The 16,831-nt window shown below is 32.5% G+C and carries 17 protein-coding genes and 1 tRNA gene; 1 reads left to right on the top strand and 17 read right to left on the bottom strand.

All coding sequences use genetic code 11. The features are described from left to right. Positions 1-228: 228 nt before the first annotated feature. Positions 229-669 carry an N-acetyltransferase gene (locus tag CD150_RS03540; RefSeq protein ID WP_046208716.1) on the top strand — a complete coding sequence of 147 codons (441 nt, stop codon included), beginning with the start codon at positions 229-231 and terminating at the stop codon, positions 667-669. A 156-nt stretch (positions 670-825) separates the two neighbouring features. On the opposite strand, the gene CD150_RS03545 is transcribed toward CD150_RS03540, so the two are convergent. The 17 genes from CD150_RS03545 to zapA form a co-directional block, all read right to left on the bottom strand. Continuing rightward, positions 826-1,512 (bottom strand): YjjG family noncanonical pyrimidine nucleotidase, encoded by a 687-nt coding sequence (locus tag CD150_RS03545; protein ID WP_103161348.1) that lies wholly within the window; start codon positions 1,510-1,512, stop codon positions 826-828. A gap of 166 nt (positions 1,513-1,678) precedes the next feature. Next, a complete protein-coding gene (locus CD150_RS03550) occupies positions 1,679-1,813 on the bottom strand; it encodes a beta-class phenol-soluble modulin (protein WP_019469303.1) in 135 nt (44 codons plus the stop codon). A 47-nt stretch (positions 1,814-1,860) separates the two neighbouring features. Further along, complete coding sequence (locus CD150_RS03555) at positions 1,861-1,995, bottom strand: beta-class phenol-soluble modulin (RefSeq protein ID WP_046208718.1); 135 nt, start codon at positions 1,993-1,995, stop codon at positions 1,861-1,863. Between the two features lie 34 nt (positions 1,996-2,029). Next, complete coding sequence (locus CD150_RS03560) at positions 2,030-2,164, bottom strand: beta-class phenol-soluble modulin (protein ID WP_019469301.1); 135 nt, start codon at positions 2,162-2,164, stop codon at positions 2,030-2,032. Positions 2,165-3,010: 846 nt separating this feature from the next. Beyond that, positions 3,011-3,084 (bottom strand) — tRNA-Arg (locus tag CD150_RS03565). 272 nt (positions 3,085-3,356) lie between these two features. Further along, positions 3,357-3,866: a YfcE family phosphodiesterase gene (locus CD150_RS03570; protein WP_073342409.1), complete on the bottom strand. Its 510-nt coding sequence runs from the start codon at positions 3,864-3,866 to the stop codon at positions 3,357-3,359. After that, positions 3,866-4,447, bottom strand: a complete 582-nt coding sequence (locus CD150_RS03575; RefSeq protein ID WP_046207830.1) for an XTP/dITP diphosphatase — start codon at positions 4,445-4,447, stop codon at positions 3,866-3,868. The genes CD150_RS03570 and CD150_RS03575 overlap by 1 nt, the downstream gene beginning before the upstream one ends. 15 nt (positions 4,448-4,462) lie before the next feature. Further along, positions 4,463-5,257: a glutamate racemase gene (racE, locus tag CD150_RS03580; protein WP_073342413.1), complete on the bottom strand. Its 795-nt coding sequence runs from the start codon at positions 5,255-5,257 to the stop codon at positions 4,463-4,465. A 365-nt stretch (positions 5,258-5,622) separates the two neighbouring features. Continuing rightward, positions 5,623-6,447, bottom strand: a complete 825-nt coding sequence (sdhB, locus tag CD150_RS03585) for a succinate dehydrogenase iron-sulfur subunit (RefSeq protein WP_046207832.1) — start codon at positions 6,445-6,447, stop codon at positions 5,623-5,625. A gap of 1 nt (position 6,448) precedes the next feature. Next, on the bottom strand, positions 6,449-8,212 hold the full coding sequence (sdhA, locus tag CD150_RS03590) for a succinate dehydrogenase flavoprotein subunit (protein ID WP_046207833.1): 1,764 nt from the start codon (positions 8,210-8,212) through the stop codon (positions 6,449-6,451). Between the two features lie 40 nt (positions 8,213-8,252). Further along, entirely contained in the window at positions 8,253-8,864 is a 612-nt protein-coding gene (sdhC, locus tag CD150_RS03595) for a succinate dehydrogenase, cytochrome b556 subunit (RefSeq protein WP_046207834.1), read from the bottom strand. A 337-nt stretch (positions 8,865-9,201) separates the two neighbouring features. Continuing rightward, positions 9,202-10,986: an excinuclease ABC subunit UvrC gene (gene uvrC / locus CD150_RS03600; protein WP_046207835.1), complete on the bottom strand. Its 1,785-nt coding sequence runs from the start codon at positions 10,984-10,986 to the stop codon at positions 9,202-9,204. Between the two features lie 341 nt (positions 10,987-11,327). Continuing rightward, positions 11,328-11,642, bottom strand: a complete 315-nt coding sequence (gene trxA, locus CD150_RS03605; protein ID WP_019469293.1) for a thioredoxin — start codon at positions 11,640-11,642, stop codon at positions 11,328-11,330. Between the two features lie 81 nt (positions 11,643-11,723). Further along, positions 11,724-14,072 carry an endonuclease MutS2 gene (locus CD150_RS03610; protein WP_073342418.1) on the bottom strand — a complete coding sequence of 783 codons (2,349 nt, stop codon included), beginning with the start codon at positions 14,070-14,072 and terminating at the stop codon, positions 11,724-11,726. Between the two features lie 9 nt (positions 14,073-14,081). Then, on the bottom strand, positions 14,082-15,794 hold the full coding sequence (polX, locus tag CD150_RS03615) for a DNA polymerase/3'-5' exonuclease PolX (protein WP_073342423.1): 1,713 nt from the start codon (positions 15,792-15,794) through the stop codon (positions 14,082-14,084). Between the two features lie 112 nt (positions 15,795-15,906). Beyond that, positions 15,907-16,428 carry a CvpA family protein gene (locus CD150_RS03620; RefSeq protein WP_073342428.1) on the bottom strand — a complete coding sequence of 174 codons (522 nt, stop codon included), beginning with the start codon at positions 16,426-16,428 and terminating at the stop codon, positions 15,907-15,909. Next, a complete protein-coding gene (gene zapA / locus CD150_RS03625) occupies positions 16,428-16,694 on the bottom strand; it encodes a cell division protein ZapA (RefSeq protein WP_019469289.1) in 267 nt (88 codons plus the stop codon). The genes CD150_RS03620 and zapA overlap by 1 nt, the downstream gene beginning before the upstream one ends. Positions 16,695-16,831 lie beyond the last annotated feature (137 nt).

Below are 16,831 nucleotides of genomic sequence, written 5' to 3' on the forward strand. Positions count from 1 at the left end.
TATTCAACATTGACAATTTTACGGCTTATAAATTTATTAGAAATTATACTTACTCTCTTTCAATGTTGTAATCCAATGCTTATACATACGATCAATACCTTTAAATATATTAAAACAAAGCACAAATTAATATTGATTTTTCATAAAATGTTTTAAGCATTCATTTTTGTGAAATATCCAATAAAATAAGGTATAATAGTTAGTAATAAAGCAAAGGGGGAAGCTAAAGTGAGTAATGTTAAACGACTAGATATTAATTACAAAACAGATGAATTATTTGAAGATTTTAGGAACTTCGGAAATGAAGATTTATATTTAGTAGATGAATTACGCGGTGAAATGATAGACGCTAGTTCGGACTCACCATTTTATGGCATATATGTCGGTGATAGGTTAGGTGCTCGTATGGCTTTATACCGTAAAGGAGAGGTTGAAGAAGTATACTTCTCCGATTTTGATGATTATAATATTTTATGGAAATTAGAAGTTTTACGTGATTTCCAAGGTCGTGGTTACGGCGAAGCACTGCTAGATTTCGCTAAGGAACAAGGCCAACCTATTAAAGTCATTGCTCGTAATCAATCAAAAAATTTCTTCATTAAACATGGATTTAAAGATATCGAACAACAAAATAAAGACGGTCACGATATACTTATTTGGACACCATGATTTTCCTGTCCAATACCACTAAATAATGATACACGCATTTTTAATATATAGTATATGTTTTTTTATAAAGTAAACTTTTTCATTTCTTAAATTATCATTAACATAATATGAAGCGTGAATTACAATCAATTTTTCTGATTATAATTCACGCTTCTTTTATTTTGCTATATCTAACAATTGATCAAGCGATTCGATAGTATAATCTGGATTAATTTCTGTATCATTTATTTTATTTCTTGGATTAAACCAACATGTTTTTATTGCCGCATTTTTTCCACCTAAATTATCTGATGTTATTGAATCGCCAACAATCATTGCATGAGCTCTTTTGTCATGACCGATTTTATTAAAAACAAAATCAAAAAATTCTGGCATAGGTTTTTGATATCCAGTTTGCTCAGATACAAACACACCTTTAAACCAATCTCCCATTTCTGTTTTTGCTATACGTCTTTGTTGTGTTTCCAAAACTCCATTGGTAACAATATATAGATCGTGAGTGTTTTTGAGCATGCTCAATGTTTCCACCGTATTCATAAAATACTTTATTGGGGCATTTGCGAGTTCATCCCGAAAGATTACATCCGCTTCTTGCCCATTCACATTGATTTGATGTAAATCAAAATACACTTCAAATCTTTTACTTAACACTTCAGTTTTTGTTAATTGATTTTGTTGAAACGCTTCCCAATGTGCTTGGTTTACAGTTATAAAATGATTTAAATCATTTTGATCTGTCTCTAAATTATATTTTTTTGTAAGTTGATGAAATGCATATGCTTCAGCATCATGAAAATCTACAATTGTATCGTCAAAATCGATAAGCAAACATCTTTTATTCATAGTATTTTCTAACCCCTTAATGAATTCACTTAATAAAGTCAATTAATTATGTCATCGTTAATGTATAAACATAGTCGAATTTTATTTCATCATACCATATTTCATATATTAGCAAACAAAAAAGGCCAAGGTTATTACCTTGGCCAGTCCGTCATAGAAATTCAAATTAAAATCCGAATAATTTACTTGCTAAACCTACACCATTTTCTACGATATCTACAATACTAGTGCCTAATTTAGCACCGTCTCCTGCTATGCCAGCTTGTACTGTATCTTTAATTGCATTAAATAAACCTTCCATTATAAACACTCCTCATTATGTTATTTAGAATAAATAATCTGCTATTTTTAAAATCCGAAAAGTTTTCCTAGTAAACCTGCACCACTTGAAACGATATCTACAATACTTGTACCTAATTCTGAACCGTTACCTGATTTTGCTGCTTCTACTGTGTTTGCAATTGCTTCTGCTAATTTAGTCATAATTTATTTCTCCTTTATTATTTATATATTTATATTAGAATCCAAATAATTTACTTGCTAAACCTACTCCGTTTTCTACGATGCTTACGATACTTGTACCTAATTTAGCACCGTCTCCTGCTATGCCAGCTTGTACTGTATCTTTGATTGCATTAAATAAACCTTCCATTATAAACACTCCTTATTATAAGATAAATGCTTATGACTGTTTTTTATGTTTTAAACGATACTGTTAATTTGTTATTTAATTAAGTATCGTTTGTTATCTATAACTATAAGACATTTGCATATAAATTTGTGATTTATTTCATACTTCGTTAAATAGTAGTAAAAACTGTAGCAAAAGATACATTGGTTTACAGTTTTGAATGCCCAACTGTATTTTACGCAATTTCATGCCATGCAATTTATGAACAATGATTTATTTATAAAATTTATATATAAATAAAATTAATAAATGCTTTAACGATGATTATACTTGTTGTGGTATTTCTCAATATTTTTATCTAACAGTTTATACATGCATTTATTGATTCGATACAAACATCAAAAAAGCGCCACTTCAAATTGAAGTAGCGCAAACGCAAATAATCATTAAATTATATTACCTTATAGTTATATATTCAATACCACTTAGCATTATCCTAAAACATATTTATTGTCTTAATCGTCTATATACAATTTAAGCACCTAATAAATTTAAATGATTACAACAATATATAATAATGATTGTTATGCCATAACTATATAATCAAAGCCGTGTTTAAATTTACTAGCTAAAGCATTACTTTCTGACAAAACTTCCCTATATTTTGAGTATAATTTACTTGATTCAATAACAAATTTCATAAGTAACCCTATTTTGCAATTAGCAGTTTAACTTTATTGAGCCATAAATTAACAGTATATGTTGTTCACTGCGTATGTAAAAAACAAACAAAACAAAAAAAGACCGCTAATATATTAGCGACCTAGTCAGTAAACACATAATTTATTATGTATTTTACGTTATTAGCGTCCTGGGAGGGATTCGAACCCCCGACCGATGGCTTAGAAGGCCATTGCTCTATCCAGCTGAGCTACCAGGACATTATCTTTTGAACACAAGAATAATTATATCTAATTTACACTGATAAAGCAATACTCTATCCCTTAAAAATAAATATGATTTTTCACTATTGTAAACTTTTTATCATAATATTGCTAATTTATTTAAATTCTTTAAATAGTACAATCCATTAACGTGAGCACTATTTTTACAACACTGAAATGTAAAATGTTTCTTACATTCAACGCTTTACAGTAATACGAAGATGAACCTACGATTCAATCATTTCTAGACGCAGATTCACCCCACCTATTTAGATTACAAAATTTTCACTACTGATGATTTCATGATTTCGATTACGGAAATTTAAAGTTGCTTCTAATCTCGTATCATCAATAAGCAATTCTGCATATGTTTCTTCAATATTACTTCTCGACTGTGAAATACTACCTGGATTTATGACATGCACACCATTTATTGTTTCATGTTTAGCAACATGTGTATGACCATAAAAAGCAAATTTACAGTCTGCTGCTTTTGCTTGTTCTGCTAAAGGCATTCTTGTACGATTCACTTGATATAAATGACCGTGAGTTAAAAATGCCTTAATACCATTTATATCGATTGTTTGCTCATTTGGAAACTCAGGATAAAAATCAGTATTCCCTTTCACTCTATAAAAGTAACTGAGTTCACTATCATCATAAGCGAATTCAGAGTCACCTAAGTGAATGGCAGCATCTATATCCTCATGCTGATTTATAATATCAAATAGCACACCTTGTTCAGTATGATTGTCACTAACTATAATCCATTTCGACATTATTGATCACCTTCTAGATATTCTTGTAGCTGTTCTATTGCTTTACCTCTATGACTAATTTGTCCTTTTTCTTCTGCAGTTAGCTGAGCCATTGTTTTATTTTTGTCTTCTACAAAAAAGATAGGATCATATCCAAAGCCATGTTCACCAATTTTATTTAGTGTGATTTCTCCTTGTACAGTTCCTTTAAATTGTACTGTATCTTCACCCGGTGCACTCATGCTAATAACACAAACAAATTGTGCACTACGGTCTGTTTCATCACCTAACTGAGTTAGGAGTTTTTCAATATTTGCATTATCATCTTTTGTTTCTCCAGCATAACGCGCTGAATATATACCTGGCTCTCCATTTAAAGCAAAAACTTCCAATCCACTATCATCAGCAATAACACGCTTATTTAATGCTTCTGCAGCTGCTTCAGATTTTAGTCTTGCATTTTCTTCAAACGTGTCACCTGTTTCCTCAACGTCAAAATCTTCGATGAGTTCTGAAATGCCTATAACATTATAATCAGGAAAAATAACTCTAAAATCATTTATTTTCCCTTTATTATTTGATGCAATAACAATATCTTCCATTTTTTACGCCTCACTTTAAACTTCTATTTTTTCAACTGTTGCTTTCATATTTAACCATTCTTCAATAATACGTTCGATATGTTCTGTTTCTCCTGTCGCAAAAAATTTATGTGCGGGCTGTTTCTTATAACCTGCGTGTTCATTACTGAATGTTAATAATGCACTCACTTCTCTGGCTGTTTCTAGTCCAGATGAAATAACTACTTTTTCTCCGTGAAAATAATCATTAATCGGCTGATAAAGTAAAGGATAATGTGTACATCCTAAAATAACTGTATCTGCTTTGCTATTTCTCCACTGTTTTAACGTTTGATGTATAACGATACTCGTAATCGTTGGATCCTTGTATCTCATTTGTTCTACGAGAGGCACAAAGCCTGGGCATGCCACACCAGATACTTCTACTTTTGGATTTATTTGTTTAATGTGATGTCGATATGCCTCTGATTTAATCGTACCTTCTGTACCTAATATTAAAACATTTTGATTTTTTGTTGTCATAATCGCTGTTCTAGCACCTGGTTCAATAACGCCAATAACAGGTATTGCTAATAAGTTTTGTAAATGTTTTAATGCCACTGCCGTTGCAGTATTACATGCAATCACTAACATCTTGATATCAAACGTCATGAGTTTTTCAGCTAATTCTGTAGTAAATTGTCTTACCTCAGAAGCTTCTCTTGGTCCATATGGACAGCGTTTTATATCTCCTAAATAATAAATGGTTTCATTTGGTAATTGGCGCATGATTTCTTTAGCAACTGTTAAACCTCCAACGCCAGAGTCAATAACTCCAATTGGTTTCTCCATATCTTGTTCATCCTTATATATTTACTTGTCTTTTATTGTAGCATAGCTGCGTTTTCAAAATCATTTTCCAAGACCTAAAATACAAAATAGCAGACAATTCAAATTTTATACTTATCAATAGGTTAGCATCATTGAATCATAGAGTCACATCAGTTCTTCGCTATTTAACAAAATTTACAATATTTCTAATGGAAATTTTTTATATAATCTATATATCAATATTTTAATACACTAATAAATTAAAAATTTTATTATAGTATATATACTTTTTTAAAAGCTTAATCACTGTATTAAATTTATATCTATAAAATATTTCATAAAAAATGCCAACAAAGTTTAAACTTTGTTGGCATTTTCATTATATATTAGTTTACTTGGTGGTCTGAACCAAAGAATGATTTGAACATATGGAAAGAAGTTTCGCGGTTTAATGCAGCAATTGATGTCGTTAAAGGAATGCCTTTCGGACATGCGTTAACACAGTTTTGTGAGTTACCACACTCTTGTAACCCACCTGCACCCATCAATGCATTTAAACGTTCATCTTTAGTCATTGAACCTGTTGGGTGTAAGTTAAACAATCTAACTTGTGAAATAGCTTGCGCACCAACAAAATCGTTGTTTCTTGTAACGTTTGGACAAACTTCTAAACATACACCACACGTCATACATTTAGATAATTCATATGCAGTTTGACGTTTTTTCTCTGGCATACGAGGACCTGGTCCAAGGTCATACGTACCGTCAATCGGTACCCATGCTTTCATACGTTTCAAATTATCAAACATTCTACTACGATCAACTTGTAAGTCACGAATAACTGGGAATGTACTCATTGGTTCTAACTTTATTGGTTGTTCTAATTGATCAACAATTGCTGTACAAGATTGTCTTGCTTTACCATTGATAACCATAGAACAAGCACCACAAACCTCTTCTAAACAGTTCATATCCCAAATAACAGGTGTTGTTTTCTCACCTTTACTATTGACTGGATTACGTCTAATTTCCATTAAACAAGCAATAACATTTAAATTCTCTTTGTAAGGAATTTCAAATTCTTCTTCATAAGGATTAGACTCTGCATCATCTTGTCGTTTAATGATGAGCTTAATTGTATTTTGATTTTGTTGTTGGCTTTGTTGTTCGTCTTGCGCTTGAGTTTCATTTACTTCTTTAGTATCTGCCATTTTATTTACCTCCTTTAGAACTACTTGAATAGTCACGTTTACGAGGTGGGATTAAACTTACATCTACTGGTTCGTATGTAAATTTAGGCGCTTCTGTTTTTCCTTGATATGATGCTAAAGTCGTTTTTAACCATTCTTCGTCGTTTCTTTCAGGGAATTCAGGTTTATAATGTGCCCCACGAGACTCATTTCGGTTATATGCACCGATTGTAATTACACGTGCTAATACTAACATATTCCATAATTGACGCGTAAAGAATACCGCTTGGTTACTCCAAGTTTGAGTATCTTCAATATCAATATTTTGGTAACGTTCCATCAATTCTACGATTTTCTTGTCTGTTTCCAATAATGCTTTATTATCACGTACAACAGTAACGTTTGCTGTCATGACTTCACCAAGTTCTCTATGAAGTTTATACGCATTTTCTGTACCGTTCATTTTCAATAAATTATCGAATTTATCTTGTTCTTCTTTAACACGTTTTTCATAAATACTATCGTCTAAATCAGTATATGATTTTTCAATATTAGCGACATATTCAATCGCATTTGGTCCTGCAACTGTTCCACCGTATATGGCAGATAACAATGAATTAGCACCTAAACGGTTACCACCATGTTGTGAGAAATCACATTCACCAGCTGCAAATAAACCTTTGATATTTGTCATTTGATCATAATCTACATAAAGTCCACCCATTGAATAGTGCACCGCTGGGAAGATTTTCATCGGTACTTTTCTTGGATCGTCACCAGTGAATTTTTCATAAATTTCAATGATTCCGCCCAATTTTACATCCAACTCATGCGGATCTTTATGTGAAAGGTCAAGGTAGACCATGTTTTCACCATTAATGCCTAATTTTTGATTCACACATACATCAAAAATTTCACGTGTAGCTATATCACGAGGTACTAAGTTACCATAATCTGGATATTTTTCTTCTAAGAAGTACCATGGTTTACCATCTTTATATGTCCAAATTCGGCCACCTTCACCACGAGCTGATTCACTCATCAATCGTAGTTTGTCATCGCCAGGAATTGCAGTTGGATGAATTTGAATAAACTCACCATTTGCATAAATCGCACCTTGTTGATAGACGATTGACGCAGCAGAACCAGTATTAATCATTGAGTTAGTTGTTTTACCAAATATGATACCTGGACCACCAGTAGCCATAATAACTGCATCTGAACCAAATGATTTTATTTCAGAAGATGTCATGTCTTGAGCCACAATACCCCTAGCCATATTGTCATCATCTTTGACAATGCCCAAGAATTCCCATCCTTCATATTTTGTAACTAAACCATCCACTTCATAGCTACGTACTTGTTCATCTAAGGCATACATTAATTGTTGACCAGTTGTTGCTCCAGCATATGCCGTTCTATGATACATGGTACCACCGAAGCGACGGAAATCTAGCAAGCCTTCATTTGTTCTATTGAACATTACACCCATACGGTCAAGTAAATGTATAATGTTTGGCGCTTCCTCTGCCATTGCTTTTACTGGTGGTTGATTCGCTAAGAAATCTCCACCGTAAACTGTATCATCAAAGTGAACAGCAGGTGAGTCACCCTCACCTTTTGTATTCACTGCTCCGTTTATGCCACCTTGTGCACATACAGAGTGTGAACGTTTAACAGGCACTAATGAGAACAAGTCAACATGTGCGCCTTGTTCTGCTGCTTTAATTGTTGACATCAGACCGGCAAGTCCTCCACCGACAACAATAATTTTCTTCTCTGCCATAAATAGTCACTCCCCTAAATATATCTGAAACATTTTTAAATTATACGAAAGCAAGGATAGCACTTATTCCGATATATGAAACTACGATAAATACAACAAGTGATACCCATGTAAAGATTTGTTGTGATCTTTTAGATTGTAAAACACCCCATGTAACTAAAAATGACCATAAGCCATTTGCAAAGTGGAATGTTACAGCAAGTAAACAGATGATATAGAAAATTAACCAAATTGGATTAGATACAATATCATGTACCATATCGAAGTTAACTTCTTCACCTAATGCACGCTGAATACGTGTTTGCCACAAATGTATTCCGATGAAAATAAACGTTATAATACCAGTCAAACGTTGTAATAAGAACATCCAATTTCTAAATTGAGAGTAATGTCCTACGTTTTCTTTTGCCGTGAAGGCAATATGTACACCATATACCGCATGATATAGAATTGGAATATAAATTACGATAAACTCCAATGCAATCAAGAATGGTAAAGATTCCATAAATCCAGCAGCCTTGTTAAACGCTTCAACGCCTTTTGTAGCTTGATGGTTAACAAGTAGATGCACTAATAAGAATCCACCTATCGGTATTACGCCTAACAAAGAATGTAAGCGTCTTAAATAGAATTGATTTTTCGAATATGCCAAAAGGAAGTCCCCCCTGTGAAACAATTAATTTTTTGGTATCTTTTTTTAAAGTATAAATGTGATGATACTTATCAACTAAAACTAAACAACAACATGTTATGCAATCGCTTTATATTTATAGCAATATAAACTTCAACATGTACGTATAAAACAATGAAGTAATACCCCTAGTTGAATTTGACAATTGTTTTATTATTTAGATTTAAGTGATAACTTTTCTCAATTAGTAAACGCTTCCATATACTTTTAAAAAAAGAATTCCTGTTATTTGCTATTGTAACACTAATTCATAAAATTTTGGGCATGAGAATGATTCTCATGCCATATTCTTTTTTATCTATTTGTTATATAGTGCGTGATGAAGATTCTCAGCAACTTTTTGAGGTAAACCAGAAGATTTTAAATCCTCAATGCTTGCCTCTTTCATTTTCTTTATGGAACCAAAAGTTCGTAATAATTTAGTTTTTCGTTTAGAACCAATACCATCGACGGTATCTAATACTGATTGCAAGCCAGTTTTTTGGCGAGTTTGTCTATGAAATGTAATTGCAAATCTATGAACTTCGTCTTGTATTCTTTGAAGTAAATAAAATGCTTGGCTATTTTTTTTCAAAGGTACAATCTCTGCGCTTTCACCGTACAAAATCTCTGAAGTTTGGTGTTTATCATTTTTACGCAACCCAGCGACTGGTATATCCAAACCTAATTCGTTTTCAAGCACATCGATAACCCCGCTCATATGACCTTTACCACCATCAACGATGATTAAATCTGGTAATGGAGTACCTTCATTTAAAACACGAGTATAACGTCTACGCACAACTTCTCTCATAGATTTATAATCATCTGGGCCATCTACCGTTTTGATTTTATATTTGCGGTATCCTTTTTTATTTGGTTTACCATCAATAAACGACACCATGGCTGAAACTGGGTGTACACCTTGGATGTTTGAATTATCAAAAGCTTCTATACGAATAGGTGTCTGAATTCCCATGCGGTCACCTAATTCTTCAATCGCCTTCACGGTACGTGATTCATCTTTAGCAATGAGTTCAAATTTATTCTCTAAAGTAACTTCAGCATTATGATTTGCTAAATCAATCATTTCTTTTTTCTTGCCCTTAATCGGCTGAACTATTTTTGTATCTACAACCGATTGGATAATATCTTTGTTTAAATTTTTAGGAATATGCACTTCTTTAGGGAGAATATGTTGATTTAAATCATAAAACTGACCTATAAAAGTATAAAATTCTTCTTCTTCTGTTTGCTGCAGCGGAATCATAGTAGCATCTCGTTTAATCATATTCCCTTGTCTTATGAAAAACACTTGAATACACATCCAACCTTTTGACACACTGTAGCCAAATACGTCTCTTATAGTATTATCTGAAGTAGTGATTTTTTGTTTCTTAGTTAAATTGTGAATATGTTGAATTAAATCTCGATACTCTTTTGCTCTTTCAAAGTCTAACGATTCACTCGCTTCGTTCATTTTCTGTTCTAAGTTATTCAGTATTGTTTTATCTTCACCATTTAAAAAATCAGTGATTTCTTTAGTCATTTCCGCATATTTATTTAAATCTACCGGGTAAACACAAGGTCCTAAACACTGACCAATATGGTAATATAAACACAATTTGTCGGGCATTTTATCACATTTTCTAAATGGATAAATTCTATCTAATAACTTTTTTGTTTCTTGAGCTGAATAAGCATTAGGATAAGGTCCAAAATATTTTCCTGTCCCTTTTTTAACTGTGCGTGTCACGATTAAACGAGGATACTTTTCTTTTGTAATTTTGATAAAAGGATAACTTTTATCGTCTTTCAACAAAATGTTATATCTCGGTTGATATTGTTTAATCAAATTAAGTTCGAGTAATAAAGATTCTGTTTCACTCGAAGTTACAATATATTCAAAGTTTCTAATTTCTGAAACAAGTCGTGTCGTTTTAGCATCATGTGCACCTGTAAAATAAGACCTTAATCTATTTCTTAATTTTTTAGCCTTGCCGACATAAATAACTTGATCATTTCGATCTTTCATTAAATAGCAACCTGGTTCAGTGGGTACTACCGTTAATTTTTGTTTAATATCTTCTTGGTATTTTTCCATTTAAGTTCCCCTCCTTTCTTAATAAAAGTACATTGTTAAAATAGTAATTAAAAATTTGCATAACAGTTATATAAAGATTAACGCTTGTTTGCAAATAAAACTTTTCAATTCTTACCTACATTATAGAATATACATTAGCATTAAACCAAAGTATTCATTTCCATATCAAAATGTAACAACTAGATATTTTAATTGTTATTCATAAAATGCTTTCATCCTCAAAATGGAAGTGTGGCTCTGAAAAAGACACTTCAAACAACTATGGCTTCAGTTGGAATAACAAAAAGTCACAGAAAAAACCTGAGACATTCATAAATGCCCCAGGTCGTTGCGTTGTACTTTTATAAATGTTTCTCAATAACTTCTGCTAAGTTTTCTTTAGGTTGGAAACCTACAACTTTATCGACAGGTTCGCCATCTTTAAATAAGATTAAAGTTGGGATACTCATTACTTCAAATTTAGCAGCTGTTGATGGATTTTCATCTACATCAAGTTTTAAAATATTAGCTTTTCCATCATAATCACCAGCTAATTCTTCTAATACTGGAGCAATCATCTTACATGGGCCACACCAAGTTGCCCAAAAATCTACTAAATTGACACCTGATTGAATATTTTCATCAAAGTTTGAATCTGTTACTTTTACGATTGCCATAACTGCCAATCCTCCTTAAATTTCAAATGATGAAGAAATTATAACAGACTTTAAGCAAATCTGCATACCTCTTGCTCACATTTATTTCAATTCTGCGACGGTCACGCCAAATCCACCTTCACTTGGCATGCCGTTCCTATATGATGACACATTTTTATGTTGTTTTAAATGTTTTTGCACACCTTTTTGCAGCGCGCCAGTTCCTTTACCGTGAATAATATATACTTGTTCGTAATTACTTAACACTGCTTGATCTAAATACTGATCAACAGCAACCATTGCTTCATCATAACGGTAGCCACGTAAGTCTAGTTCCATTTTAATACTTTGACGATTTTCACGTTTAACCATTTTAGAAGGTGCTTCTTTTGTCTTTTTCGTTTTTTCTAAATCACTAGTAGGTAATTTCATTTTAATGATGCCCATTTGAACAACTGCTTCATTATCATCTAGTAACTCTAATATTTCACCTTTTTGCCCATATGTTAGAACTTTTACTTCATCGCCAACTTTAATTTCATCCCATTTTTTCTTTTCAACATTTTGTTTCAATGATTTGGCTTCATATTGATCATCTAACTGTTTCTTTTTATTGATGAGCTCATGTTCTTTTACATCGGCACCTTTTTTGTCTCTAAGTTCACGTAATTCTTTAATAATCTCATCAGCTTCTTTAGTAGCGGCTTTTACACGCTGATTGGCTTTGTCTTTCGCCTCGCTCATTAATTGTTTCTCATGATTACGATATTTATCGTATTCTTTTTCAAGTTCATCATGTGTTTCTTGAGCTTCTCTCAGTAATCTATCTAATTCAATTCTCTGTTCGTCTACACGTTTAGAATTTTTCTCTAATGAAGCAATCATTTCATTTATTTCTTGTTCATCTTGTCCAATCATTGCTTTCGCATTTTGAATCACTTTCATATTAAGGCCTAATTTTTTTGAAATATCGAAAGCATTAGAACGGCCCGGCACACCCATGAGCAACTTATATGTTGGGCTTAATGTATTTACATCAAACTCTACGCTAGCATTCATTACTCCTGATCTGTTGTAACTATATGCTTTAAGTTCAGGATAATGTGTTGTTGCCATAACTAATGAGCCTATTTCATGAACATAATCTAGGATACTCATCGCTAAAGCAGCACCTTCACTTGGATCTGTTCCAGCACCAAGTTCATCAAAAAGTATCAAACTATTTCTGCTTGTATGCTGTAAAATTTCAACAATATTTTTCATGTGTGATGAAAATGTTGATAGTGATTGTTCAATAGATTGTTCGTCTCCGATATCACAATAAACATTTTCAAAAATGCTTAATTTACTCCCGTCTAAGGTAGGTATCAACATCCCTGATTGTGCCATCAAAATTATAAGTCCCAGTGTTTTTAACGTTACTGTTTTACCACCTGTGTTAGGTCCAGTGATGATTACCGTTTCAATATCGTCGGCAAATTCAATCGTATTAGCTACAACCGTGTCTCTATCTAATAAAGGATGAAATGCTTTAGGTAAATAAACAGTTCGTTCACTTGTAAATTCAGGTTTCGTGCCTTTGATTGAACGTGCATAGCGCGCTTTAGCAGTTAAAAAGTCAATTTGTCCCATAATATTTTCCGAAATTAAGCAGGCATCTGCTTCAGCGGCTACATAACCTGTTAACTCAGTTAAAATTCGTTCACTTTCAGCCGCTTCCTCATTGCGCAGACGACTAATCTGATTATTCATTTCAACAATAGACGAAGGTTCAATATAGAGTGTTTGACCAGAAGCTGATTGGTCATGAACAATACCATTAAAATCTTGACGATATTCTGCTTTTACAGGAATAACATTGCGGTCATTACGTACCGTTATAATAGCATCTGACAATTTTTTCTGATTTGCTTGACGCTTTACAATTTTATCTAAGTTTTGTTTTATCCGTTGCGTCGTACCAGAAATTTTACTCCGGATACCTTGTAGTTCATAACTCGCATTATCGTATAAATCATTAGCATCACATTTTTGATGAATATGTTGATACAACTCTGAAAGTACAGGCAATTGTTCCATCCTATCATGTAGAATAGCATAATTCACTGCTTCCTCTTCTTCCAATAAATTATTATAAAATGTTTTATATTGATTTTGAATTTGAATTAATCTTTTAATTGTATTAAGTTCTTTAACACTTAATACACCACCAATTGTTGCCCTATGAATCAGTGATGAAACCTTTGATAATCCACTCAAACTGGGTAAACGGTGTTTATTGTATATTTGAGCAATTTCATCTGTTTCATTCATTTGAAATTCGACTGTTTGAATATCAGTTGCTGGTTCCATTTCAACAACTTTCTCTCTCCCTAAATCACTCATTGTTTCTTTTTCAACAAGTGTTTTAATTTTATCGAACTCTAGGACATTTAATGATTTTTGTCTCATACAATCCCTCTATTTCTTCAATTTTATATTATTGTCAATAAATGCTTTAAAAGATTCTCGATCCATTGTGTTTATAACTCTCTCTTTATTTACAAATCCTTTTTGTGCAGTAGCTATACCGTATTTCATAAATTCTAAATGGTCTACGTGATGCGCATCAGTATTAATCGTTAGTTTCACATTCGTATGCTTTTTAACTATATCTGCATTTAAATCTAAACGTTTAGGATTCGCATTGATTTCTAAAATAGTATTTGTTTCTTCTGCGATTTCACATAATTTATCAATATCAGGCCCGTAACCTGCACGTTTACCTATGATACGCCCCGTTGGATGTGCAATATGACGGACATAAGGATTACGACATGCTTGCTCTAGACGATACATGATATCTTCTTGAGATTGGTTGAAACTTTGATGTATCGCTGCAATGACATAATCTAGCTGTGCTAATATTTCATCATCATAGTCTAAACGTCCATCAGGTAAAATGTCCATTTCAATGCCTGAGTATATATCAATATCATCATATTTTTTGTTTAGTGCTTTAATTTCTTCATTTTGTCGCAACAACCGCTCAACAGAAAGTCCATTTGCTACTTTTAAACTCTGAGAATGATCTGTAATAACCATAAACTGGTAACCTTTAGCGATATTAGCCTCTATCATATCTTCGATACTAAACGCGCCATCACTATATGTTGTATGCATATGAATATCTCCATTGATGTCATTGATATTGATTATATCTGTTAAATCTTTGTCAAATTCACTACCATCTTCACGTATTGAAGGTGCAATCCAATTTACTCCAAAATGATTATAAATTTCTTGTTCACTGTTATATTGAATTAATGAACCATCCGCTTCTTCTATACCATACTCACTAACCTTCCCGTTTTTTTCTTTAGCCAATTGACGGATTCGAATATTATGTTCTTTTGAACCTGTAAAATGCTGTAGTGTATGGTAAAAAGCAGATGGCTCGATTAATCTAAAATCTACGCCAATGGTTTCATCATCATAGGTTAACTCTAACGAAATTTTCGTTGCTCCAACTGCTACTTCTTTAACCTTGTTAGGGATTTTTAATAAAGCTTTTTGAACTTCTAATGGTTGTTCTGTGCTTATAATATAATCTAAATCCTTACTCATTTCTTTATAGCGACGGAAACTCCCTGCAACTTCGTATTTTTCTATCGACTCGATTGAGGATAAATAATCGCTAACTTCTATATTGAGTCCTCTCATTTGATCAATTGGATAACGCTCTTTTTTCGCTCCTAATGCTTTTACTGCTTCAAGGATATTTTGTTCAGTTTTTTTAGCGAATCCACTTAGCTCACTTACTTTTCCTTCTTCACACGCTTTTTGCAATGCTTCTTTTCCATCAATATTAAGCGCTTTATATAATTTCGCTATTTTTTTGCTACCGAGTCCTTGTATTTTAAGTAGAGGAATTAATCCTTCTGGCACTTCTTCTTGTAATGTTGCTAAAGTCGTAGAATGACCTGTTTCTCTATATTCATTAATCACCTCTCCTACGCCTTTACCAATACCTTTTAACTCTGTAACATCTTCGATTTGGTCTAAAGGTCGCTCATCTATTTCCAAACTTTGAGCGGCTTTTCTATAAGCAGAAATTTTGAAAGTGTTTTCGCCTTTTATTTCCATATATACCGCAATTTTTTCTAATAATTGAATAATTTCTTTTTTAGTCATTTGTTTCACTCCATAGAAAAAGGTCAAGACAGCATCACCTAACCATTTTGGTATTTAAGTTATGCCTTGACCTCCTAGTTTTTTTAAAGCTATAAATTTCACATCACTATTTTTATAGTTGTGTGATAAACATTGAGATAAACGGAATATGTAATAATATATGTTCTGTTATAATCGAATTAGATAGTTGTTGCTGTATCATCCTATTAGGATAAATGGCGCAACTATACAACAAAATTATATTAATAGTTACTGATGGAATAATACTTAACATCATACCAAATAACCTGCTTGTTATATTCGGTAATTTTTGTTTAAGGGTATAATCGAAGATAACGATAATGCCATAGCATATGACTTTTGTAATCAGCGCTATCGTTACAAATGCGACAATATGCTCAAATCGTTGCTGCAAATCTGCAAATTGAAATGCAAAATTCATATCGTAAGCGCATGTCTTAGGATATGGCACAAATAACTCCAAACGCTGTGCTATCTGTAAATAATATTTTTGAGCCATCCACAAAGCAAAAATAGTTGCACTTAGATGTATCGTCGATAACCACACGCCTCTTCTAAAGCCAATGATGCCAATATATATGAAGATGACAACTATCGCTAAATCAAAAATCATTAATCTTCACTATGCTTCAATTGATTTATTTCTTGTCTTAAACGGTCATTTTCTTCTTCTACTTGCACTTTTTCATGCATGATATTAACCGCAGTAAGAATTGCTTTTCTAGTTGTATCTAAACCTGCACTTTTACTTGCTAACTCTTTGAGTCTCTCATCTACCAAATGTGCTACATAACGGATATGCTCAGGATTATCTTCTCCGACTATTGTATAATGTTGATCATTTATAGTTACGTTAATCCGATTTTTAAACTCACCCATATAATAACTCCTGACTTTTAAATTTTATTTCTAATCTGAATGATTTTACTTTATTTATATTTATATGTTGGTAATTTATAATATTTATTACGAACTATTATACACGACAAGATATTTTTTTGTAAGAGGTGTGAATT

It is taken from the genome of Staphylococcus ureilyticus, assembly GCF_002902235.1.
GTDB lineage: Bacteria > Bacillota > Bacilli > Staphylococcales > Staphylococcaceae > Staphylococcus > Staphylococcus ureilyticus.

Excerpts from the sequence above, each read along its gene's own strand:
- CD150_RS03570 (WP_073342409.1), bottom strand. The coding sequence starts at position 3,866 with ATGTCGAAATGGATTATAGTTAGTGACAATCATACTGAACAAGGTGTG.
- CD150_RS03575 (WP_046207830.1), bottom strand. The coding sequence starts at position 4,447 with ATGGAAGATATTGTTATTGCATCAAATAATAAAGGGAAAATAAATGAT.
- sdhB (WP_046207832.1), bottom strand. The coding sequence starts at position 6,447 with ATGGCAGATACTAAAGAAGTAAATGAAACTCAAGCGCAAGACGAACAA.
- CD150_RS03560 (WP_019469301.1), bottom strand. The coding sequence starts at position 2,164 with ATGGAAGGTTTATTTAATGCAATCAAAGATACAGTACAAGCTGGCATA.
- CD150_RS03550 (WP_019469303.1), bottom strand. The coding sequence starts at position 1,813 with ATGGAAGGTTTATTTAATGCAATTAAAGATACAGTACAAGCTGGCATA.
- CD150_RS03610 (WP_073342418.1), bottom strand. The coding sequence starts at position 14,072 with ATGAGACAAAAATCATTAAATGTCCTAGAGTTCGATAAAATTAAAACA.
- zapA (WP_019469289.1), bottom strand. The coding sequence starts at position 16,694 with ATGGGTGAGTTTAAAAATCGGATTAACGTAACTATAAATGATCAACAT.
- CD150_RS03545 (WP_103161348.1), bottom strand. The coding sequence starts at position 1,512 with ATGAATAAAAGATGTTTGCTTATCGATTTTGACGATACAATTGTAGAT.
- polX (WP_073342423.1), bottom strand. The coding sequence starts at position 15,794 with ATGACTAAAAAAGAAATTATTCAATTATTAGAAAAAATTGCGGTATAT.
- racE (WP_073342413.1), bottom strand. The coding sequence starts at position 5,257 with ATGGAGAAACCAATTGGAGTTATTGACTCTGGCGTTGGAGGTTTAACA.
- CD150_RS03620 (WP_073342428.1), bottom strand. The coding sequence starts at position 16,428 with ATGATTTTTGATTTAGCGATAGTTGTCATCTTCATATATATTGGCATC.
- trxA (WP_019469293.1), bottom strand. The coding sequence starts at position 11,642 with ATGGCAATCGTAAAAGTAACAGATTCAAACTTTGATGAAAATATTCAA.
- sdhA (WP_046207833.1), bottom strand. The coding sequence starts at position 8,212 with ATGGCAGAGAAGAAAATTATTGTTGTCGGTGGAGGACTTGCCGGTCTG.
- uvrC (WP_046207835.1), bottom strand. The coding sequence starts at position 10,986 with ATGGAAAAATACCAAGAAGATATTAAACAAAAATTAACGGTAGTACCC.
- CD150_RS03555 (WP_046208718.1), bottom strand. The coding sequence starts at position 1,995 with ATGACTAAATTAGCAGAAGCAATTGCAAACACAGTAGAAGCAGCAAAA.